This window comes from Pseudomonas sp. GM48 (genome assembly GCF_000282335.1).
GTDB lineage: Bacteria > Pseudomonadota > Gammaproteobacteria > Pseudomonadales > Pseudomonadaceae > Aquipseudomonas.
Genome location: NZ_AKJM01000011.1, coordinates 1 through 21,942, shown reverse-complemented (window position 1 = coordinate 21,942; position 21,942 = coordinate 1). Strand labels below are relative to the sequence as shown.

Sequence of the window (21,942 nt, the reverse complement as noted above, 5' to 3'; positions counted from 1 at the left end):
CAATTCCCCGCGCTTGACGCCTCTCGACCATTCGTCCTTTAACCCCCGTATTTGTTGGTCGAAGTCCGTTCCTGAAGGAAGTCATAACATGTCATGACGGATTTTCACCCAAGGCAAGCCAGTGCCTCCAGTTCTGTCGGCTGAAGCCGGGCGACAGCGAACGGGTGAATGCTGGCTGTCCTTTGCTGATCAGCATTCAACATCGATGTCCGTTTCGTCCTCGGCTGTTTCTTCGGGATCCGTGGACCAGGCATCGATCACCGATTGCAGGAATTGCTCCGACAATCCAGGGTTGTCCAATGCCCTGGCGATCAGAATTGCCCCGGTGATCGATGAAAGGATGCGCAAGGCTTCCTGGTGTTTTTCATCATCGGTTTCACCGTCGACCAGTGGCAGCAGTGTTTCGATCAGGGTCTGCACACCTTTGGTGAACGAATGGCTGATGGCGCCGCCGTTACGCGCGACATCGGCGCCCAGGGCGGGGATCGGACAGCCTTCGGTCCAGTTGGCCAGGTGGCCTTGGGTCAAGTAACCCTTGAGCAGTTCGGGGATGGATTTAGCCGCTCGCCAATCTTCGATATTGGTTTCGAACGTGCGGCTCACGGCCTCCGACGCCAACTGCTCCTTGCCGCCGGGAAACTGTCCGTAGAAGCCGCCGTGGGTCAGGCCCACCGAGCGGGAAAGTTCGCCGATACCGATGCCATCGATGCCTTTTTCCCGGTACATCTTCGAGGCCGCGCTGAGGATCGCTTCCTTGTTGGCCGCGGCCTGGTCTTTCGTCACTTTCATGAATGGGTCCTGTCATCCGATGGGCGCCTTGGCAAATTTTTGCTGAGGGGCTGGTATTGATGATGAGTGTCATATAAATTCGCGGCAATGGATTTGCCGGTTCCGAGCCCATGGCTCAAGTCAAAACACCTCACAGGGTGCTGACCCATGAAACGTAATGATCTGCGCAACATCGACCTCAATCTGCTGGTGGTTTTCGAGGCGCTCATTCAAGAACGCAACGTTTCCCGCGCCGCAGAAAGGCTTGCCCTGGGACAACCGGCGGTCAGCGGTGCACTGGGTCGTCTACGCACGCTGTTCAACGACCCGCTGTTTAAACGTATTGGTCACAAAATGGAACCGACCACCCGAGCCTTGCAGGTAGCGCAAACGCTTGGGCCAGTGTTGGACTCCATTTGCTCTGTCGTCAGTCTGCCGGCTTCCAGTAAAAAGCCCAGTTAATTCATAAGCTTGATCTGAGCGTTCGTTTTTTTGCCGTTAAACATGATGGTCATCATTATAGATGATATCCAAGTTCACTCCGTTCAATTCGTCGCTGCCCCCTGTGCGGCCGAGAATTCTCCAACCCCTAAACCGTCAGGCGGACACCCCCCATGGAACAGTCACTCAAACCTTTGCGTTATCCCCTTGCTGCATTGGCGATGGCGACCATCACTGCTTGCGGCCACGCACCCGATACCGCCCAGGCTCCGGGTGCGCCGCATGTCACGGTCGCCAAAGTGCTTGAGCAACCCATCACTGAGTGGGATGAAGTCACTGCCCGTCTGGAAGCACCGGAAACCGTCGTGGTTCGCCCGCGGGTTTCGGGGCAGATCGATCGTGTCGCCTTCACGGATGGCGAGTCGGTAAAGAAAGGGGATTTGCTGTTCCAGATTGATCCACGTCCGTTCGAACACGAAGTGCATCGCCTCGAAGCGCAGTTGCAACAAACCCGCGCCACGCTGGTTCGAACCACTAATGAAGCGCAACGCGGCCAGCGCCTGCTGAGCAGCAATGCGATCTCAGCGGAACTGGCCGACACTCGCAGCACCACCGCCCAGGAAGCCCGCGCCGCCGTCGATGCCGTGCAGGCGCAACTCGATCTCGCACGTTTGAACCTGAGCTTCACCCGCGTCACCGCGCCGATCAGCGGCCGGGTCAGCCGTGCCGAAATCACCGCCGGCAACATCGTCACCGCCGACACCTCGGCGCTGACCAGCGTGGTCTCCACCGACAAGGTCTACGCCTATTTCGACGCCGATGAGCGCCTGTTCCTCAAGTACGGCCAGCTCTCCCGTCAAGGCCAGCGCAGTCAAACCACGCCGGTGTACATGGGCTTGTCGAACGAGGAGGGCAATAGCCACCTGGGGCAGATGAACTTTGTCGATAACCAGGTCAATCCCAAGACAGGCACCATTCGAGGCCGCGCGGTGTTCGACAACGCCGACGGCCAATACACCCCCGGGTTGTATGCCCGATTGAAACTGGTAGGTAGCGCGGCCTATGCCGGCCTGCTGATCAAAGACGAGGCAGTGGGCACCGACCTCGGCAAGAAATTCGTATTGGTGATCGACCAGGACAACAAGGCGGTATATCGCAGCGTCGATCTGGGACCGAAGCTCGAAGGGTTGCGCATCGTGCGCAGCGGTTTGCAGAAAGAAGACCGGATCGTCATCAACGGTCTGCAACGTGTTCGTCCCGGCGCAGTGGTCGCCCCTCAGGATGCGCCGATGGCCGATGCGCAAACCATCGCGAGCCTGGCCAGTCAACGGCAGGCCATCGAGGCGGGCAATCAGCCCGTCGCTCCGTCACCGGCGCTGGTGAAAACCGATGCTGCCGTTTCGCCTCGCGGATAAAGGAACACCGTCATGAAGTTCTCCCAGTTCTTTATTACACGGCCGATCTTCGCCGCGGTGCTGTCGCTGCTGATCCTGATCGCCGGCGCCATCGCGCTGTTCCAGTTGCCGATCAGCGAATACCCGGAGGTGGTGCCACCGACCGTCGTCATTCATGCCAACTACCCGGGCGCCAACCCCAAGGTCATTGGTGAAACCGTTGCCGCGCCACTCGAGCAAGCCATCACCGGCGTCGAGAACATGCTGTACATGTATTCGCAGTCCACGGCCGATGGTCGGCTCACTCTCACGGTGACCTTCGCCCTGGGCACCGACCTGGACAACGCCCAGGTGCAGGTACAGAACCGCGTGACCCGAACCGAGCCGAAACTTCCCGAAGAGGTGACGCGCATCGGCATCACCGTGGACAAGGCTTCGCCCGAGCTGACGATGGTGGTGCACCTGACTTCGCCGGACAAACGCTACGACATGCTCTACCTGTCCAACTACGCGATCCTCAACGTCAAGGATGAGCTGTCGCGCCTGAACGGTATCGGTGACGTAAAGATGTTCGGTATCGGCGACTACTCGCTGCGTATCTGGCTCGACCCGAACAAGACAGCTTCACGCAACCTGACCGCGACCGATGTGGTCAACGCAGTCCGTGAACAGAACCGCCAGGTCGCTGCCGGCCAACTGGGTGCACCGCCTGCGCCCAACGCCACGAGCTTCCAGATGTCGATCAACTCTCAGGGACGGCTGGTCACCGAGGAGGAGTTCGAGAACGTGATTATCCGCAGTGGTCCGGACGGCGAAATCACACGCCTCAAGGATATTGCGCGGATTGAACTCGGCTCCAACCAGTACGCTCTGCGCGCCTTGCTCAATAACCAGGAAGCGGTGGCGATGCCGATCTTCCAGCGCCCGGGTTCCAATGCGATCGACGTCTCCGACCAGGTGCGGGCGAAGATGGCTGAACTGAAGAAGAACTTCCCGGAGGGCATGGACTACGAGATCGTCTACGACCCGACCATCTTCGTGCGCAGTTCGATTGAAGCGGTGGTTCACACGCTGTTCGAAGCGCTGATCCTGGTGGTGCTGGTGGTGATCCTGTTCCTGCAAACCTGGCGCGCCTCGATCATTCCGCTGGTGGCGGTGCCGGTATCGCTGATCGGTACGTTTGCGGTGATGCACCTGTTCGGTTTCTCGCTCAACGCCCTGTCGCTGTTCGGCCTGGTATTGGCCATCGGGATCGTGGTCGATGATGCGATCGTGGTGGTGGAGAACGTCGAACGCAACATCGAGTTGGGCCTCGAGCCGATCGAGGCAACCAAGAAAGCCATGGGCGAGGTGACTGGCCCGATCATCGCCACGGCGTTGGTGTTGTGCGCGGTGTTCGTGCCAGCAGCTTTCATCTCGGGATTGACCGGGCAGTTCTACAAGCAATTCGCCCTGACCATTGCCATCTCGACGGTGATCTCGGCGTTCAACTCCTTGACCCTGTCGCCGGCGTTGGCTGCGGTATTGCTCAAGGCCCACGGTGCGCCGAAAGACCGTTTCTCCAAAGTGCTGGATCGTCTGTTCGGTGGTTGGCTGTTCAAACCGTTCAACCGCGTGTTCGAAAAAGCCAGCCATGGTTACGTGGTTGCCGTCGCCAAGGTCATTCGTGGCAGCAGTGTGGCCTTGCTGGTGTATGCCGGGCTGATCGCCATGACCTACATGGGCTTCAGCACCACGCCGACCGGTTTCGTGCCGACCCAGGATAAAAAATACCTGGTGACCTTCGCGCAATTGCCGGACGCCGCAAGCCTTGATCGCTCGGAGTCGGTGATCCGGCGCATGAGCAGCATCGCCATGAACGAGCCGGGTTTCGACAGCGCCGTGGCATTCCCGGGGCTGTCGATCAATGGCTTCACCAACAGCCCGAACGCCGGTATCGCCTTCATCGGCTTGCGGCCCTTCGATGAACGCAAAGACCCGAGCCTGTCGGCAAAGGCGATTTCCGCTTCACTCAACGCCAAATTCGGCAGCATTCAGGACGCCTACATCGCCGTGTTCCCGCCACCGCCGGTTCAAGGCCTGGGCACCATCGGTGGCTTCAAACTGCAGATCGAAGACCGCGGCAACCTGGGTTATGAAGCCCTGTACAAAGAGACCATGAACGTCATCGCCAAGAGCCGCAGCGTGCCGGAACTGGCCAATCTGTTTACCAGCTTCACGGTGAACGTGCCGCAGGTCGATGCCGCCATCGACCGGGAGAAAGCCAAGACTCACGGCGTGGCTGTCAGCGACATCTTCGATACGTTGCAGGTGTACCTGGGTTCTCTGTATGCGAACGACTTCAACCGTTTCGGCCGCACCTGGCAGGTCAACGTTCAGGCTGACCAGCAATTCCGTCTGGAGCCGGAGCAGATCGGCCAGTTGAAGGTGCGCAATGATCATGGAGAAATGATTCCGCTCGCCACGTTCATCAAGGTCAGCCCGACGTCGGGGCCTGATCGGGTCATGCACTACAACGGCTTCATCAGTGCGGAAATCAACGGCGCGGCGGCTCCCGGTTTCAGCTCCGGCCAGGCCCAGAAAGCCATCGAGAAGCTGCTCAAGGAAGAACTGCCGAACGGCATGACCTACGAGTGGACCGACCTGACCTACCAGCAGATATTGTCCGGCGACACCGCGTTGCTGGTGTTCCCGCTCTGCGTATTGCTGGCGTTCCTGGTGTTGGCTGCCCTGTATGAAAGCTGGAGCCTGCCGCTGGCGGTGATCCTGATCGTACCGATGACCCTGTTGTCGGCGATTGCCGGGGTGATCATTTCCAAGGGCGACAACAACATCTTCACCCAGATCGGCTTGATCGTACTGGTGGGCCTGGCGTGCAAGAACGCGATCCTGATCGTCGAGTTCGCCAAGGACCGGCAGGACCAGGGCCTGTCGCCGCTGGAAGCCGTGCTGGACGCTTGCCGCATGCGTCTGCGGCCGATTCTGATGACCTCGATCGCGTTCATCATGGGAGTGATTCCGTTGGTGACTTCCACCGGAGCCGGTTCGGAAATGCGTCGCGCCATGGGGGTCGCCGTGTTCTCCGGGATGCTCGGGGTGACTTTCTTCGGCTTGCTGCTGACGCCGGTGTTCTTCGTCCTCATTCGTCGCTACATCGAGCGCAAAGCCGCGCGCAAGGCGGCCCACGTTCACTCGCTCAACGTTATAGATCCGGAGGCACACTGATGAACGCTTTCAAGCTCTTTCTTCCCAGCCTCCTGGTCGCGGCATTGGCCGCCTGCACTGTTGGGCCGGATTACAAAACCCCGGACACAGCGCCTGCCCATGTTGTCTCGGCACAAGGGGCCAACTACGATCAAACGCGTTTCGAAACGGTGTGGTGGCAGCAATTCGATGACCCCACGCTGAATCAGTTGGTCGGCAAAGCGCTCAATGGCAACCGCGATTTGCGCGTGGCCTTCGCCCGCTGGAAAGCCGCACGGGCCATTCGCGATGACATCAGCAACGACAATCTGCCCGTGGTCACCAGTCGGGTCAGCAGCCAGCAGGGCAAGTCGCAGGTGCCGGGTCTGACTGAGCGTCGGGTCAATACCGAACGCTATGATCTGGGCCTGGACATGGCCTGGGAGATCGATCTGTTCGGGCGCATCCAGCGCGCACTGGAGTCCAGCGATGCCCGGGAAGACGCCTCGGCGGCGGACCTCTACCAACTGCGGGTGACCATGATCGCCGAATTGGTGGATGCCTATGGTCAGCTGCGCGGTGCGCAACTGCGGGAAAAAATCGCCCTGGCCAACCTCAAGAATCAAAGTGAATCGCGCAGCGTGACGGTGAGTCTGCGTGACGCTGGTGTGGGTAACGAACTCGACGTGGTGCGTGCCGATGCGCGGTTGGCGGCGGTCGAGGCGAGCGTGCCGCAACTGCAGGCGGAACAGGTACGCGATAAAAACCGCATCGCCACGCTGCTGGGCGAACGCCCGGACACCCTGAGCATCGACTTGAGTCCAAAGGATTTGCCGGCCATCGCCAAGGCATTGCCGATTGGCGATCCCGGCGAGCTGTTGCATCGGCGCCCGGATGTGCTCGCGGCAGAGCGCCGGTTGGCGGCTTCCACCGCCGATGTCGGCGTGGCCACCGCCGACCTGTTTCCACGGGTGAGCTTGAGCGGGTTCCTCGGGTTCACGGCGGGGCGTGGTTCGCAAATCGGTTCCAGTGCCGCTCGCGCCTGGAGCCTGGGGCCGAGCATCACCTGGGCCGCGTTTGACTTGGGCAGCGTGCGGGCGCGTATTCGTGGCGCAAACGCCGAGGCCGAGGGTGCATTGGCGACCTATGAGCAACAGGTGTTGCTCGCACTGGAGGAGTCGGAAAACGCCTTCAGCGACTACGGCAAGCGCCAGCAACGCTTGCTGTCGCTGATCAAGCAAAGCGAGTCGAGTCGTGCCGCGGCCGATCTGGCGGCGACGCAATACAAGGAAGGGGTGGTGGACTATCTGGTGTTACTGGACGCACAACGCGAACGGCTGAATGCCGAGGATGCCCAGGCACTGGGTGAAACTGATCAGTACCGCGCCATTGTGGCGATCTACAAATCCTTGGGCGGTGGTTGGGACAGTGGTGAAACCAGGCTGGCGAAAAACAACTGACTAACCCGTTGTTGTAGGAGCGAGCTTGCTCGCGATGGACTCAAGAGCACCGCGCTTAGCCAGCAAGCACGCGTTTTCGTTAACGACCATCGCGAGCAAGCTCGCTCCTACAGTTAGCGGAATGGTTTACGCATTTTCGTTTATTGACCGTCCACAAGGCGCGGCAGCCCCAAGGGATTGCCATCGCGCAGCGGCTCTGGCAGCAGGGCATCCGGAAAGCCCTGGTAGGCCACCGGGCGCAGGAAGCGTTCGATGGAGGTCATGCCCACTGAGGTAAATCGACTGTCCGAGGTGGCTGGAAACGGCCCGCCATGCACGGTGGCAAAACACACTTCCTGCGGATGGGCGAAGGCGTTGACCACGATGCGCCCGGTGCGTCGCTCCAGGGTTGGCAGCAAGCGACGGGCCAGTGGCAAATCGTCCTGTTCAAGATGCAGGGTCGCGCTGAGTTGCCCCTTGAATGAGCGCGCGACCCTCAACAGTTCCGCTTCATCCCTGACCTTCACCAGCAGCGCTGACGGGCCGAATACCTCCTGTGAAAGCAACGGTTCGGCGAGAAAGCGTTGGCCATCGACCTCGAACAGCGCTGAACGGCCATCCACCTCTGCGGTCGATGTCGAGCCAACGGCGACGAGGCGGGCACCGGCGTTTTCGATTGAGCAGAGACCGTTCAGGTACGCCCCATGGATGCCAGGTGTCAACATCGTGCGTGCGGGGGCCTCGGATACGCGTTTGCTCATGGCGTGGCGCAGCGCTTCAAAACCAGTGCCTTCGATGGCCACCAGAATGGCCGGCTTGAGACAGGCTTGCCCGACATTGACCAGCATGCGCTCAACAAAACCATCGCCGATCTGCGCGCCCCGTTCGGCGAGTGCCTGGGGCAGGATGAAGGTCGGGTTGACGCTGGTCATTTCGGCGAAAACCGGAATCGGGTCGGGACGTAACTGCGCACGCCGATACAGCGCCATGCCACCTTGTTCGGAACCGGTAAAGGTCACGGCCTTGATCAGCGGATGATCGACCAGCGCTTCGCCGATGGCATTGCCGGAGCCGCGCACCATCGAGAACACGCCTTCGGGCAGCCCGCACGCTTGCACCGCCTCACGAATGGCGCGGGCCTGGATTTCCGAGGCGCCGGGATGCGCGTTGTGCGCCTTGAGAATGACGGTGGCGCCTGCCGCCAGTGCCGACGCGGTATCGCCACCCGCGACTGAGTAGGCGATGGGGAAGTTGCTCGCGCCGAAAATCGCCACCGGGCCGATGGCGATTTTTTGCAGACGATGGTCCATGCGCGGGCGTGGCTGGCGCTCCGGTTGTTCCGGGTCGATGGCCAGTTGCAGGAAGCGTCCCTTGCGCACGACATCGGCGAATTGGCGGAACTGGGTGGCGGCCTTCAGGGCCTCGCCTTCCAGTTGCGCTTGTGGCAGACCGGTTTCCAGGGCGGCCCGTGCGGCCAGCGTCTCGCGTACTCTGTCGAGGTTGTCGGCAATGCGTTCGAGAAACGCCGCACGCACGGCGAGCGAGGTATGGCTGTAAGCGTCAAATGCTTCGTCGGCCAGGGTCGCGGCACGCTCGACCTCGGTCGGGCCACCCAGGGCGAACGCCGGTTCAATCGGCTGGTTTGTCGCGGGATTGAGCGCCTTCATGGTTCCTTCGCTGGCGCCGACATCACTGGCGCCGATCAGCAGGTTGCCTGTCAACTGCATCACACACCTGCCTGTGCCAGTGCGGCAACCAGTTCATTGGTGGTCACGATGGCGTGAGCGAAGGTCGGGCCGTTCAGTTCATGGGCTGAATGCATCATTTCCGGTTTGAAGGCGGCGGTCGCATCGCGTACCAGGGTGACGTGATAGCCCAGTTCCTGAGCGTAACGGGCGGTTGCCTCAATGCAGGTATTGGCCAGCAGGCCGACGATGATCACGTGGGTGATACCCTTTTGCTTGAGGCGAAAATCGAGGTCGGTGTTGGCAAAACCGCTCGACCCCCAATGCTCTTGCACGACGATGTCGCCGTCCTTCGGCGCGAAGTCGGGGTGCCATTCGCCGCCCCATTCCCCGCGTGCGAAGTGATGCATGTGCATGATCTTGCACTGGGTGGGGCTTGGGTGATCCCAGTTTTCGTAGTCGCCGTTTTCCCAGCGGTGGTGCGGTACGATGACCACCGGAATGTCGAGCGCGCGGATGGTGTGATCAAGTATGCGCAGGTTGTCGAGCAGGCCGACTTGCTTGGCGATTGGCTCGATCAAGGGGTAGATCTTGCCTCCATCCGAAAGAAAGTCGTTGTAGGGATCGACCAGCAGATAGGCCGTCCGATCAAGAGGGTAGGTAGCGTTGGACATGGCGGCTCTCCGCAAAAGAATCCATGGATGATGAAGTGTAGTTGCTCGGAATTTACGCTGATATGATAATCATAGTAACTAGGAAAGAGGCAATACCGCATGTCGGTGAAAAAAACCGTATCTGAAACCCTGTGTCCGATTTCCCGGGCCGAAGCCGTCGTGGGCGACCGCTGGACGGTGCTGGTCTTGCGTGAGTTGTTCATGGGCAGCCACCGTTTTGACGACCTCCAGGCGCAGACCGGCGGAACGCCGCAAATGGTCGCGGCGCGCTTGAAGAGCATGGAGGCTGACGGGCTCGTAGAGCGCCGCGCTTACAGCGAACGACCGCGGCGCTACGAATATCACCTCACAGAAAAAGGCGAGGCGTTCTACTCGGTGATCCTGGCGCTGCGGGCCTGGGGCGAAACCTGGTGCAAATCGCCCGGGGAAGGCCTGGCGGTGGTCTATACCCACCGCAGTTGTGGCGAGCCAGCCGGACTCGGACCGCTTTGCGCGCATTGCGGGCAGCCCTTGCGCCGCGCGGACCTGATCAGCGAACCGAGCGCCGCCTATCGCGCCGAACGCAGCGCCCGGCGCGAAGCGTTCAAGGGCAGTCGCGGGGCCGATCCGGTAGCGGCGGGGGAGTAAGACCATCGACGTGCCCGCAACGGCGGGTTTGTATCTGCAAGTATCCGCAACGCTCGCCGTTACCCGGGCATACAAATCCGCTGTTTCCTGACACCCGGGCGATACACAGCGGCCTTCAAATGGAACCACCGGCATCGCGTCACTTTCGGCGCGGCTTGGCGTGGTTCAACTGGAGGAAAGACAATGTCGCGTATCAACCCCCGTCACACCATCGGCAGGCTTGGTTTGGTGCTGGCCGCCGCCGGGCTCGCCACCGTCGCGAGCCTCTCTCAAGCCCAGGAAGCACAGCCGGCCCCGGCGATGAAAAGCTGGCAGCAGGGCCTGCATCGCACGGACCTGATTCGCGAAGACCTCGGTGCCGCCGATCGCGAAGTCCTTCAAGTGCGGGTGGATTTCGATCCGGGCGTGACATCGCCCAAACATGCTCACCCCGGTGTCGAGGTGGCGCACGTGATCAGCGGCACTTTTGAATATCAGCTGGAGGGGCGGGCACCGGTGACGCTCAAGGCCGGTGATTCGTTGTACATCCCCGAAGGCGTCGCGCATGTGGCGAAGAACGTAGGCCAGGGCAAGGCATCGGAACTGGCGACCTACATCGTGAAGAAAGGTGAGTCGCTGCTGATCCTGAAGGAGTAGGCGAGGGTCATTGCCGACTGCACACCTCCCACACACAACCGCGTAACCAGCGATGCGCAGGGTCGGCGTCCATGCGCGGGTGCCACAGCATTGAAACCGTGATCGGTGGCGTGGGGAACGGCAGGGCAAAGCAATGCAACCCCTGGCACAGGTTGCCGACGTGCCGCTCCGGTACGCTGGCCACCAGGTCTGAAGCCCGCGCCAATGCAATCGCCGAAGAGAAGCCAGCGACAATGGTGACGATGTCCCGCTTCAGTCCCAGCTCGTTCAAGGCGTCGTCCATGACGCCTTTTTCGTGGCCCCGGCGCGAGACCAGGATGTGCCGGGCGGCGGCATAACGCACAGGCGTCATTTCACCTTGAGTCAGTGGATGACCTTCACGCACGACGCCAATGAACCGGTCACGAAACAGCATCCGGGTCCGCACTTCCGGGCTGGTTGCTTCACCGATCACACCGGTTTCCAGATCCACCGAGCCCTCGCGCAGCAGGGTGCTGTCCTTGTTCAGCTTCTGCACGAAATTCAAGCGGACACCGGGCGCCTCCTGGTTGATGCGGGCGATCAGTGGCGGTCCGAAATTTTCCACGAAGCCATCGCTGGTGCGCAGGGTGAAGGTGCGGGCCAGTTGATTGAGGTCGAGTGCTTCGGCGGGGCGCAGGACGGCTTCGGCATCCTGCACCAGCACGCCGACGCGTTCGCGCAACTCCAGCGCCCGAGGCGTGGGCACCAGTCCGCGCCCGGCCCGCACCAGTAGCGGGTCGCCCGTGGTTTCGCGCAATCGCGCCAGCGCCCGGCTCATGGCTGACGGGCTCAGGCGCAGACGCTGCGCGGCGCGGGCCACGCTGCCTTCTTCGAGCAACACGTTCAGAGTGATCAACAGATTCAGGTCTGGCATTGGATCAGTTCCTGTAGGAGTGAACCCTGTGGCGAGGGGGCTTGCCCCCGTTTGAGTGCGTAGCACTCACAAGATCTTTGGTGCATCAGAGATTTTGGGGCTGCTTCGCAACCCAACGGGGGCAAGCCCCCTCGCCACAGACCCGCTCCCACACTGGTTTGTGGGTACGAGGCGTTGTATGCACGTATAAAGTGCAAATGCTGCGTCTTCCGCCATGTTATGGCTGGGCTTAGGCTCGGGACAACCTAATTTGTGGAGTCGCGAGAAAATGAAGTCCATATCGATCCGGGGCGCATTGTCCGGCCTGTCGTTATCCATGTTGCTGTCGTCCCTGGGCACGAGCATCGCCAACGTAGGTTTACCGACATTGGCCGAGGTGTTTTCAGCGTCGTTCCAGGCGGTGCAGTGGGTGGTGCTCGCCTACTTGTTGAGCATCACGGCACTGATCGTCAGCGTTGGACGGCTCGGCGACCTGATGGGGCGACGGCGATTGCTGCTGATCGGCATTGCCGTGTTCACCGTCGCCTCGATCCTGTGTGCCCTGGCGCCCGATCTGTGGTCGCTGATTGCTGCCCGGGCCTTACAGGGTATCGGCGCGGCCATCATGATGGCGTTGACCATGGCCCTGGTGGGCGGAGCGGTGCCCAAGGAAAAAATGGGCAGCGCGATGGGCGTGCTCGGCACGATGTCGGCACTAGGCACTTGCCTGGGGCCGACGCTTGGCGGCGTGTTGATTGCCCATGTGGGCTGGCAGGGGATTTTTTTGCTCAACGTACCGTTGGGTGTTTTGGCGATCGGACTCGCCTGGCGCTTTTTACCGGTTGATCGCCATGCGATGCAGTCCACCCGGCCAGACTTCGACGTGCTCGGTACGCTGGTATTGGTCCTGACGCTGTTGGCTTACGCGCTGGCAATGACCCTTGGACGCGGCAGCTTCGGCCCGCTCAATACGGCACTGCTGCTGGTAGCCGTGATCGGCTTGATTCTGTTCGTGTTCGTCGAGCAGACGGCCGCATCGCCGCTGGTCAAATTGCCGGTGTTGCGCAATCCGCTGCTGAGCGCCGGGTTCGCCATGAGCACCCTGGTGACCACGGTGGTCATGGCCACCCTGGTGGTCGGCCCGTTCTATCTGTCGGGGGCACTGGGTTTGAGCGCCGCGAGTGTCGGGCTGGTGATGTCGGCCGGTCCGCTGGTGGCGGCATTGGCGGGTGTGCCTGGCGGGCGGCTGGTCGACCGATTGGGTGCGCAGCGTTCAAGCGCCATCGGGTTGGTTGCCATGTTGACCGGCGCTTGCATCCTTCCCTCTGTGCCGATGAGCGTCGGCGTATTCGGCTACCTCGCTCCGCTGGTGGTCCTCACGGCCGGTTATGCGCTGTTCCAGGCGGCAAACAATACCGCCGTGATGGCGGACATTGCGCCGCAGCAACGTGGTGTGATTTCCGGTTTGCTCGGCTTGTCACGCAACCTGGGGCTGATCACCGGCGCTTCGGTGATGGGCGCGGTGTTTGCCTTCGGCACGGCCGGCAACAATATCCTGCACGCACAACCAGAAGCGGTCGGGCAGGGGATGCGGGTCACGTTCGCCGTCGCGGCGGCGTTGATCGTCGTTGCGCTGGTCATTGGGACGTACAGTCATTTTGTGTCACGGCGCCTGGCATCCTCGTGCTGAAAAACGGCGCGACTGTCGTGAAAACGACCTGTTTGCGCTGAACGCGAAGCCTTGTGAGTTTTCTGTTGAACGAGTGTTCAGTCTGGACTATGTTGAGGGCCACCTTCCCCCGGCTGGTTGCGGGCTTGCGTTTCTTCAATTCGAACGAGGCACTGGCATGCGGTTTTCACCCTTTGTAGAGCGGATCAGTGGCCAAGGCGTTGCCGCCTGGGATATTCACTACGCGGCCAACGCGGCACAGCGCAAAGGCGAGGACGTGATCATCCTCAGCGTCGGCGACCCGGATTTTCCCACCCCCGATTTCATTACCGATGCCGCCATCCACGCCTTGCGCGAAGGGGATACCCACTACACCGAAATCGCCGGCCGCCAGGCCTTGCGCGAGGCCATCGCCGGTCGCTACAGCCGGTTGATCGACCGCGAACTGCAGGCGTCGAACATCATTCTCACGGCAGGTGCGCAGAACGCCTTGTTCGCCACCTCGATGTGCCTGCTCGGTGCCGGCGACGAAGTGATCGCCCTCGATCCGATGTACGTTACTTACGAAGCCACGCTCAAGGCGTCCGGCGCCACGCTGGTGCGGGTGCCCTGTGCGGCGGACTCGGGTTTTCGCCTCGATGCCGCCGTACTGGCCAAGGCCATTACCCCGCGCACCCGGGCGATTTTCTTCTCCAATCCGAACAACCCCACCGGCGTGGTGCTGGGTCGCGAAGAACTGCAAGCCATCGCCGACCTCGCCATCGCCCACGACCTGTGGGTGGTGGTGGATGAGGTCTACGAGAGCCTCGCCTACGAGCGTGAACACTTGAGTCTGGCGGCGTTGCCGGGCATGGCCGAGCGCTGCGTGGTGATCGGCAGCCTGTCGAAATCCCATGCCATGACCGGTTGGCGCATCGGCTGGGTCGTGGCCAATGAAGCCCTGGTCAATCATGTCGAAACCCTGGTGCTGAGCATGCTGTACGGCTTGCCCGGGTTTGTCATGGAAGCGGCGCTCAAGGCCGTGCAGTCCCACGACGAAGTCACTCACGGCATGCGCGAGATCTATCGTCGACGCCGCGATCTGGTGGTGTCCGGCCTGGCCGATTGCCCGGGCATCAGCGTGCTCAACCCGGATGCGGGCATGTTCGTGCTGGTGGATGTGCGCGGCACCGGCCTGACTTCTCTGGAATTCGCCTGGCGCCTGTTGCGCGAAGCCGGTGTCTCGGTGCTGGATGCGGCGGCATTCGGTGAGCCGGCCCAGGGTTTTGTACGGCTTTCGTTCACCCTGAGTGAAGAGCGACTGGCCCAGGCCTGTCAGCGCATTCGCGGCTTTGTCCAGGTGCTCAATGGTGAAGCGCCGAGGCCGGCGATCGGCACGGTGACCAGTACCGCGACTGTCGAACCGACTGCGGCCAAGACCATGATCGAAGTCGATCGCCTGCATAAACGCTTCGGCAATATCGAAGTGCTCAAAGGCGTTTCCCTGACCGCCCGCGAGGGCGAAGTGATCTCCCTGATCGGTGCCAGCGGCTCGGGCAAAAGTACCTTGCTGCGCTGCATCAACATGCTCGAAGTGCCAGACCAGGGCCGCATCCTGGTCGATGGCGAAAGCATTCACCTTAACCAGAATCGTCCCGGCGCACCGCTGGTGTCGGACGCCAAACAGCTTGTTCGCATAAGGTCGAGCCTGGGCATGGTGTTTCAGAACTTCAACCTCTGGCCCCATCGCACGGTGCTGGAAAACCTCATCGAAGCGCCGACCCAGGTCTTGCGTGAAAGCCGTGCGGAGGCCACCGAACGGGCCGAAGCACTGTTGGAGCGCGTCGGGCTTGCGGCCAAGCGCAACGAGTACCCGGCGTTTCTCTCCGGGGGACAGCAACAACGGGTGGCCATCGCCCGGGCCCTGGCCATGCGGCCCAAGGTCATGCTGTTCGATGAACCCACCTCGGCACTCGACCCGGAACTGGTCGGGGAAGTGCTGCGGGTGATCCGCTCCCTCGCCGAAGAAGGCCGGACCATGATCCTGGTGACTCATGAAATGGCTTTCGCACGCGATGTCTCTTCCAAAGTCGCCTTTTTGCATCAAGGGCTGATCGAGGAAACCGGTTCGCCGGACGAAGTGTTCGTACACCCACGCAGCGAGCGTTGCCGGCAATTCGTCAACGCTCATCAGACTCGCTAACTCATTATAAAAAGACGGGAAAACAACATGGGAAATCGACGTTTTGCAAACTGGTTGACCGGTGCGGCCTGCGTATTGCTGGCCGGCATGAGCGCAGCACAGGCGCAACCGATCAGGTTCGCGGTGGCAGCGGAACCCTATCCGCCGTACACCGAAAAGCAGGCCAACGGTGAATGGAAGGGTTTTGAAGTCGATCTGATCCACAAGCTGTGCAGCGAAATGAAAGCTGATTGCGAGATCAAGGAAGTGGCGTGGGACGGCATCATTCCGTCGCTGCTGGCGAAGAAAATCGACGTGATCTTTTCTTCGATGTCGGTGACCGAAGAACGGGAAAAGCAGATCGCCTTCAGCAAGGCCTACTACGATTCGGCGATTGCCGTCGTCGGTCCGAAAGAGACGTCGGTGAAGAAGTACCCGGATGACCTCAAGGGCAAGATCATCGGCGTGCAGAACTCGACCGTGAGCGCCAGCTACCTGAAGACCTACTACGAAAAAATCGCCGACGTTAAGTACTACGACACCCAGGACTCGGCCAACGCCGACCTGATTGCCGGGCGCATCGACCTGATGATGGCCGACGGCACCGCCATGGCCGCCTTCGTCAAAACCCCGGATGCCAAGGACCTGGCCTACCTCGGCACCGTGCCTTATGACCCGATTTTCGGTAAAGGCGTGGGCGCCGGCCTGCGCAAGGACGACACCGAACTCAAGGCCAGACTCGACAAGGCCATCCAGCAATTGCTGGCGAGCAAGGACTACGACGACCTCTCCCAGAGCTACTTCGGTACCAGCGTGAAGCCTGCGTTCTGACGACTGGCTAAACGCAGATCCCCTGTGGGAGCGGGCTTGCTCGCGAAAGCGGTCTGACATTCAACATTGATGTCGACTGACACACCGCTTTCGCGAGCAAGCCCGCTCCCACATGGGAAGGTGCAGATCCGCCCACTGGAGAACGAAATGCCGGCAATGTTCGATCTGATCAATTTCACCGAACAGGGATGGGGCAGTGCGCTGTTGAAGGGGCTCTGGATGACCCTACAGATTTCCGCCGGGGCCTTTGTGCTCGGGTTGGCCATCGGGCTGGTGGTGGCTTGCCTCAAGCTCGGTGCGCCGAAGCCGATTGCGGCGCTGATGCGCGGCTACACCACGTTGTTCCGGGCTGTTCCGGAATTGCTGCTGATTCTGTTGCTGTACTACGTCGGTTCCATGCTCCTCAACTCACTGATGACCCGGCTCGGCTACGGCGTGGTGAATGTCAGCGGCCCGCTGGCGGCCATTGTGGTGCTGGGGCTGGTGCAGGGTGCCTACGCCTCGGAGATTTTCCGCGCGGCGATCCAGGCGATTCCCTTCGGCCAGATCGAAGCGGCCAAGGCGTTCGGCCTCAACGGTTTCGGTCTGTTCCGCCGGGTCACGCTGCCGATCATGGCGCCTTACGCCATGGCCGGGATGGCCAACCTGTGGATCAACCTGATCAAGGACAGCGCGCTGATCAGCGTGGTCGGCACCAACGAGCTGCTGTACACCGCCAAGCAAGGCGCGGGTTCGACGCGCCACTATCTGTTGTTCTACCTCACGGCTGCCGCGCTGTACTACGCAGTGACGCTGGCGTCGAACTATCTTTCGGGACGGTTGGAGCGACGTATTCGTCGCTGGATGCCTCTTGTTGACTGAACCGGCAGAGAGAATGAAATGATTCCAGCGTGGATAGTTGAATATGCGGCACTGTTGGGCCGGGGGCTGCAAACGACCCTCATCATTCTGTTGGTCTCCAGTGTGTTCGGTTACCTGCTGGCGGTGCTGGTGGCGCTGGCGCGGATCTCGAAAAACAAGGTGATCGCCAAGGTCAGCCTGTTCTACACCAGCGTGACGCGCGGCACACCGTTGCTGATCCAGATCTACATCTACTACTACGGGCTGGGCAGCCTGTTTGCCCAGTTCCCGCTGATTCGTGGCAGCTTTCTCTGGCCTTATCTGCGTGATGGTTACTGGTACATCGTGTTCGCCCTGGTGGTGTCGATGGGGGCCTATGTCGGCGAAGTAATTCGCGGTGGCCTGCTGGCGGTGCCCAAGGGGGAGATGGAGGCCGCGTCGGCCTTTGGCATGACGGCGCGCCAGTCGTTGTTGCGAGTGCGCTTGCCCCGGGCCCTGCGTCTGCTGTTGCCGACACTGGCGGGTGAAACCGTGATGCTGCTCAAGTCCACGGCATTGGCCTCGACCATCGCCGTGATCGATCTGCTCGGCGCCGCCAACGTGGTCCGCGCACAAACCCTGCAAGTGTACGAACCCTTGTTGCTGGTAGCCGGGGTCTACGTGTGCCTGACGTTCCTGATCGAGGCGCTGTTTGCCTTTGCCGAACGGCGCGGGACGCCGGTGCGCAGGTCGGCCTGATGAGTTCGTCCAAAGTCGATCGCTCGCTGCAAGGCATTGGCCTGTGCACCCTGGGCTACGCATTCCTGGCGTTGCAGGATGCGGTCATCAAATGGCTGGTGGCCGATTATTCAGTGGTGACCATCCTGTTCTGGCGCAGCCTGGTGGTGGTCGCCGCAGTGTTGCTGGCAGGGCGCATGCGCCTGATCCAGCGGGCCTGGCATTCACCCAGCCGACGCCTGCTGGTGGTGCGCGGTTTGCTGTCGATTGTCGCCTGGCTGCTGTACTACACCGCGGCCCGGGACCTGACCCTGGCCGAGATGACCACCCTGTATTTCTCCGCGCCGATCATGGTCACGGTGCTGGCGGCGGTGATTCTCAAGGAGCGCGCCAGCGGCTGGCAGTGGTTCAGCCTGATCATCGGGTTTGTCGGTGTGGTCATTGCCTGTCGCCCCGACAACATGACCGATCCGTTGCCGATCGTCCTGACCCTGCTGGCAGCAATGTTCTGGGCGTTCACCTACATCCAGTTGCGTCAGGTGGATGAACAGACCTCAGTGCTGGAGCAGATGCTGATCACCAACGTGGTGTTCGTGATTTGCATGACGGTCGCACTGCCGTGGACCCACACGCCAGCGCCGACGCCCGCCTGGCTGGGCATGCTCGGCGCCGGCCTGGTGGGCGGTATCGGTCAGTTCCTGTTGTTCGCCAGTTTCCGCCGCGCCACCGCGACCCTGCTCGCGCCGTTCGAATACACCGGGCTGATCTGGGCGTTTGCCTTGTCGAGCCTGGTCTGGGGCACGCTGATGGATACGTCGCTGATGATCGGTGCCGGGTTGATCGCCGTCAGCGGCACCCTGGCGATGATCTTCGGCCGGCACGCCTCACAAGACGTCGTCGGTGCTGAATGCTCCGTGTCGCAGCCCCTTTATCCAGCAACGACAGATATGCAGTCCGTTGGCGGCGCTGAAGGTCTCGGGGTTCAGGCACCACTCGAGCCAGAGACCGTCGAGCATCGCCGATAAGCCGATGGCGGCCAGGCGGGTGTCGTGAATCACGAAGCCTTCGCTGGCCGCCAGGCCGTCGAGCAACTGGCGGATCAGATCGAGGTAGGCGCGGTAGCTTTTTTCATGGGACTGGCTGACGTGTTCGGAGTGACGGATCAGGCTCCAGAACACCACCCACACGCCGAGCAGTTGCGGGTCCATGACCCTGGGCGAGAACGAGCCTTCCAGGAAGGCATCGATCTTTTGCGCGGGTGTCTCGGCCTGTTCGATTTCCTGGAGCAGGGCCGTGGTCAATTCGCTCGCGAGCCGCTGGTAGGTGTCGGCAATCAGTGCCTCGATGCTGCCGAAGTGATGGTTGAGCAAACCCACGGACACCCCGGCCTCGGTGGCGATGCGCCGTACGGAAATCCCGGCGTGACCGTCGCGCCCGAGGCAGCGCAGAGTGGCGGCCACCAGCATTTCGCGACGGTCATCGGGTTCGGCGCGGCGGTTTTTCGGGGCATCGGTTGTCACAAGGCTGTCCTTGGGTGAGATTCCACGATGCCGAGCTTAGTTGAACGCCTGTTCAATCACCAGTCTCGACAGCAGCGATACAACGTTTTTCAACGGTCATGACGGGAGGGAAAGCCAATGCCGCAGGATATTTCGTTCAGTGTCAGCAACAACAACGGCGATGCCGTGCGGGTCGGTGCCTGGCGCTATGCCGGCGACGGCAGCGGGCCGAACGTGCACCTGCAAGCCGGGGTGCATGCCGATGAAATCGCCGGGATGCTGGTCCTGCATGTGCTGATGCAACGGCTACAGATCGCCGAAACCCAGGGCCGACTCAAAGGCCAGGTGACCGTGGTGCCACAAGCCAATCCACTGGGCATCGGACAGTTTCGCCAGGGCCGGATTCTCGGCCGTTATCACGATGCGACCGGGCATAACTTCAATCGTTCGTTCGACCAGTCGGCGGCCATGGAGCGAACTTCGACCTGCGTTCAGGAATGGCAAAAGAAACTGGTGCAACTGGCAGCCCCGGCCGATGTGATGCTCGACCTGCACACCGACGACGAGGCCTTGCCGTACCTCTACGTACACCGCAGTTTCTGGCCACGCGGTCGCGAGTTGGCGGCAGCGATGAAGATGGACGTGGCGATCATCTGGGATGACGGCGGCGATGGTTCCTTCGAAGAAGCCATCATTGCCCCGTGGTTGCGCGAAGGCGTCACCGACAAACGCATGGCCGCGACCCTGGAGCTGCGCGGGCAGGGCGATGTCAATGATTGCCTCGCCGAACAGGATGCCGCAGGACTGTATAACTGGTTGTGCGGTTGCGGTGTCATTGACGAGCAAATACCACCCGCTGACTGGCCCGTCGAAGCCGTGGAAATGGGCCACATGGAAACCATCCTCGCTCCGCAACCCGGCGTGCTGATCTTTGAAAAAGAGCTGGGGGATTTTGTCGAAGAAGGTCAGCGCTTTGCCCGGATTCTCGGGCGGCCGGGCGATCCGTCCTCCGAAGTGGTGCTGCATGCCGAGCAAGCGGGGCGCCTGGTCACGCGCTATCGCGACCGGTTGATTTCCCAGGGCATGGGCGTGGCGAAATTCACCGGCAGCCGGGTGTCGCGTCACTGGAGTGGCGGGTTGCTGGACCCGAACTAGCGATAGCCCAACGGACCCGACATCAAATACACAAAAACTGTGGCGAGGGAGCTTGCTCCCTCGCCACAGGCAAGTGTCCTGTCCACAGGGTGTGCGGGGTACGGCCTTGATGTCGGCCGTCGAGGGGAGGTGAAAGTCGAGTGATCGCCCCTGCGGACATCAGTAAGGCTGATCAACTGAGTATCGGCTTTCGTGTATCGCTGTGTATCAGGGCACGGAATCGGGATACAGCCATACAAAACCAGCGCTTTGCGGATACAGCCGGGATACACCACTGGGGCCAAATAGACCTGCCAAAGCGAGATGCACAACGTACCTCGCACCAGGTTTATTAACCCTTGTGGTACGACCAGAAAGGTCCAGCCACGCCTTTGCTCCGGAGTATCAACATGTCTCGTATCCAGTCGAACAAAACCCGTATTGGCCTGATCGCAGTTGCACTGGTCGGCGGTATCAACTTCGCTTCCACGGCGTTTTCCGCCGATGCCTTGCCTCAGGGCTATCAATTGGCTTCCGCGGAAAAGACCAGCGAAGGCAAGTGTGGCGAAGGCAAGTGCGGTGCCGAAGCCAGCGCACAAAAGACTCAGGCAGAAGGAAAGTGCGGTGAGGGTAAGTGCGGCGATGCCTCGTTCGCCCGTACCGACGCCGACCATGACGGCCGCGTTTCGCTCAAGGAATTGCTGGCGGTTGCGCCCAAGGGCACTGAGGAATTCAAGGCGATAGACGCCAACGGCGACGGTTTCCTGTCCGAGGGCGAGGTGTACAAATTCCGCACCAACCAGTTCACCTCCAACGGCAAGAAAGTACCAACCGAGCTGTATACCAAACTGAGCCAGGCTAAAGACTGATCAGCCGCAACGAAAAAACCCTTCCTGTGTTGACGCTCAGGAAGGGTTTTTTGCGTGGGCAGTACTGGTTTGGTCGTCAGGAGCGAAATTGCACTCCACTTGACCACCCGTTTACATTTGACCTGACCAGTTATTTGTATTTGTTCTGACGACCGATTGCGTCGGATTTAAGCAGCAGGCTTTGTAACCCATGACCGGCAGAGAACGGCCGAAGCGGCCCTTGGGCGAACGATAAGTCCATCATTTTCTGCATTAACTAAAGTTCGGTTCGGTCAACACATTGCGCCCTGACTGGCGCAATCGCATGCGAAAAAGATAATCACGAAGATTTGATGTTTTTTTCAGCCACTGCGCACTTTCGGGCACGCGTTCCAAATAATCGAGCATAGGCGTCAGGATGGCGTCCGCCATGCTGTAGTCCGCCCCGCAGAAAAATGGCTGCCCGTCCAAATGCTTCGCCAGCAGCCCAAGTGTCTGGATCGCCATTGGCTCGGCGGTAGC

General features: G+C 60.9%; 19 protein-coding genes and 1 pseudogene. 14 read left to right on the top strand and 6 right to left on the bottom strand.

The features are described from left to right. Nucleotides 1-189: 189 nt before the first annotated feature. A complete protein-coding gene (locus PMI28_RS26435) occupies nt 190-789 on the bottom strand; it encodes a TetR/AcrR family transcriptional regulator (RefSeq protein ID WP_007981921.1) in 600 nt (199 codons plus the stop codon). Nucleotides 790-936: 147 nt separating this feature from the next. On the opposite strand from PMI28_RS26435, the gene PMI28_RS26440 reads away from it, so the two are divergent. From PMI28_RS26440 to PMI28_RS26455, 4 genes are all read left to right on the top strand, one after another. Continuing rightward, complete coding sequence (locus PMI28_RS26440; RefSeq protein WP_007981919.1) at nt 937-1,230, top strand: LysR family transcriptional regulator; 294 nt, start codon at nt 937-939, stop codon at nt 1,228-1,230. A 152-nt stretch (nt 1,231-1,382) separates the two neighbouring features. Then, complete coding sequence (gene mexE, locus PMI28_RS26445) at nt 1,383-2,624, top strand: multidrug efflux RND transporter periplasmic adaptor subunit MexE (RefSeq protein WP_007981917.1); 1,242 nt, start codon at nt 1,383-1,385, stop codon at nt 2,622-2,624. 12 nt (nt 2,625-2,636) lie between these two features. Then, nucleotides 2,637-5,828, top strand: a complete 3,192-nt coding sequence (locus tag PMI28_RS26450; RefSeq protein WP_007981915.1) for an efflux RND transporter permease subunit — start codon at nt 2,637-2,639, stop codon at nt 5,826-5,828. Continuing rightward, the gene (locus PMI28_RS26455; RefSeq protein ID WP_007981913.1) at nt 5,828-7,246 is read left to right on the top strand and encodes an efflux transporter outer membrane subunit; all 1,419 of its coding nucleotides are present in this window, start codon (nt 5,828-5,830) and stop codon (nt 7,244-7,246) included. Before PMI28_RS26450 ends, PMI28_RS26455 begins: the two co-directional genes overlap by 1 nt. Nucleotides 7,247-7,386: 140 nt before the next feature. Here PMI28_RS26455 and PMI28_RS26460 read toward each other — a convergent pair whose 3' ends face one another. Together PMI28_RS26460 and PMI28_RS26465 are read right to left on the bottom strand one after the other, a co-directional pair. Beyond that, nucleotides 7,387-8,952, bottom strand: coding sequence for an aldehyde dehydrogenase (NADP(+)) (locus tag PMI28_RS26460; RefSeq protein ID WP_007981911.1), 1,566 nt, complete (start codon nt 8,950-8,952; stop codon nt 7,387-7,389). Further along, the gene (locus tag PMI28_RS26465) at nt 8,952-9,584 is read right to left on the bottom strand and encodes an isochorismatase family cysteine hydrolase (protein ID WP_007981909.1); all 633 of its coding nucleotides are present in this window, start codon (nt 9,582-9,584) and stop codon (nt 8,952-8,954) included. Before PMI28_RS26465 ends, PMI28_RS26460 begins: the two co-directional genes overlap by 1 nt. A gap of 99 nt (nt 9,585-9,683) precedes the next feature. Here PMI28_RS26465 and PMI28_RS26470 point away from each other — a divergent pair, with 99 nt between their 5' ends. Together PMI28_RS26470 and PMI28_RS26475 are read left to right on the top strand one after the other, a co-directional pair. Then, nucleotides 9,684-10,211 (top strand): winged helix-turn-helix transcriptional regulator, encoded by a 528-nt coding sequence (locus tag PMI28_RS26470; protein WP_007981907.1) that lies wholly within the window; start codon nt 9,684-9,686, stop codon nt 10,209-10,211. 183 nt (nt 10,212-10,394) lie between these two features. Continuing rightward, entirely contained in the window at nt 10,395-10,847 is a 453-nt protein-coding gene (locus PMI28_RS26475) for a cupin domain-containing protein (protein WP_007981904.1), read from the top strand. 7 nt (nt 10,848-10,854) lie between these two features. Here PMI28_RS26475 and PMI28_RS26480 read toward each other — a convergent pair whose 3' ends face one another. Next, on the bottom strand, nt 10,855-11,742 hold the full coding sequence (locus PMI28_RS26480) for a LysR family transcriptional regulator (protein ID WP_007981902.1): 888 nt from the start codon (nt 11,740-11,742) through the stop codon (nt 10,855-10,857). Between the two features lie 268 nt (nt 11,743-12,010). Between PMI28_RS26480 and PMI28_RS26485 the strand changes: the two genes are divergently transcribed. From PMI28_RS26485 to PMI28_RS30900, 6 genes are all read left to right on the top strand, one after another. Then, on the top strand, nt 12,011-13,411 hold the full coding sequence (locus tag PMI28_RS26485; protein ID WP_007981900.1) for an MFS transporter: 1,401 nt from the start codon (nt 12,011-12,013) through the stop codon (nt 13,409-13,411). Between the two features lie 157 nt (nt 13,412-13,568). Continuing rightward, nucleotides 13,569-15,572 carry an aminotransferase class I/II-fold pyridoxal phosphate-dependent enzyme gene (locus PMI28_RS31370; protein WP_007981898.1) on the top strand — a complete coding sequence of 668 codons (2,004 nt, stop codon included), beginning with the start codon at nt 13,569-13,571 and terminating at the stop codon, nt 15,570-15,572. A 27-nt stretch (nt 15,573-15,599) separates the two neighbouring features. After that, nucleotides 15,600-16,382 (top strand): transporter substrate-binding domain-containing protein, encoded by a 783-nt coding sequence (locus PMI28_RS26495; protein ID WP_007981896.1) that lies wholly within the window; start codon nt 15,600-15,602, stop codon nt 16,380-16,382. 147 nt (nt 16,383-16,529) lie between these two features. Beyond that, complete coding sequence (locus PMI28_RS26500; RefSeq protein WP_007981895.1) at nt 16,530-17,243, top strand: ABC transporter permease; 714 nt, start codon at nt 16,530-16,532, stop codon at nt 17,241-17,243. An 18-nt stretch (nt 17,244-17,261) separates the two neighbouring features. Then, nucleotides 17,262-17,960 carry an ABC transporter permease subunit gene (locus PMI28_RS26505; protein WP_007981893.1) on the top strand — a complete coding sequence of 233 codons (699 nt, stop codon included), beginning with the start codon at nt 17,262-17,264 and terminating at the stop codon, nt 17,958-17,960. Next, entirely contained in the window at nt 17,960-18,964 is a 1,005-nt protein-coding gene (locus PMI28_RS30900; protein WP_007981891.1) for a DMT family transporter, read from the top strand. Before PMI28_RS26505 ends, PMI28_RS30900 begins: the two co-directional genes overlap by 1 nt. On the opposite strand, the pseudogene PMI28_RS29215 reads toward PMI28_RS30900, so the two are convergent. Then, a pseudogene (locus PMI28_RS29215) lies at nt 18,920-19,405 on the bottom strand (TetR family transcriptional regulator C-terminal domain-containing protein); the annotation flags it as partial. The gene PMI28_RS30900 and the pseudogene PMI28_RS29215 sit on opposite strands and share 45 nt — an antisense overlap. 171 nt (nt 19,406-19,576) lie before the next feature. Here PMI28_RS29215 and PMI28_RS26520 point away from each other — a divergent pair. After that, on the top strand, nt 19,577-20,593 hold the full coding sequence (locus tag PMI28_RS26520; RefSeq protein WP_007981887.1) for a M14 family zinc carboxypeptidase: 1,017 nt from the start codon (nt 19,577-19,579) through the stop codon (nt 20,591-20,593). A 389-nt stretch (nt 20,594-20,982) separates the two neighbouring features. Next, the gene (locus PMI28_RS26525) at nt 20,983-21,441 is read left to right on the top strand and encodes an HvfA family oxazolone/thioamide-modified RiPP metallophore (protein ID WP_007981886.1); all 459 of its coding nucleotides are present in this window, start codon (nt 20,983-20,985) and stop codon (nt 21,439-21,441) included. A gap of 252 nt (nt 21,442-21,693) precedes the next feature. Here PMI28_RS26525 and PMI28_RS26530 read toward each other — a convergent pair. Next, nucleotides 21,694-21,942: glutathione S-transferase family protein (locus PMI28_RS26530; RefSeq protein ID WP_007981882.1), on the bottom strand; the 249-nt coding region annotated here is incomplete at its 5' end.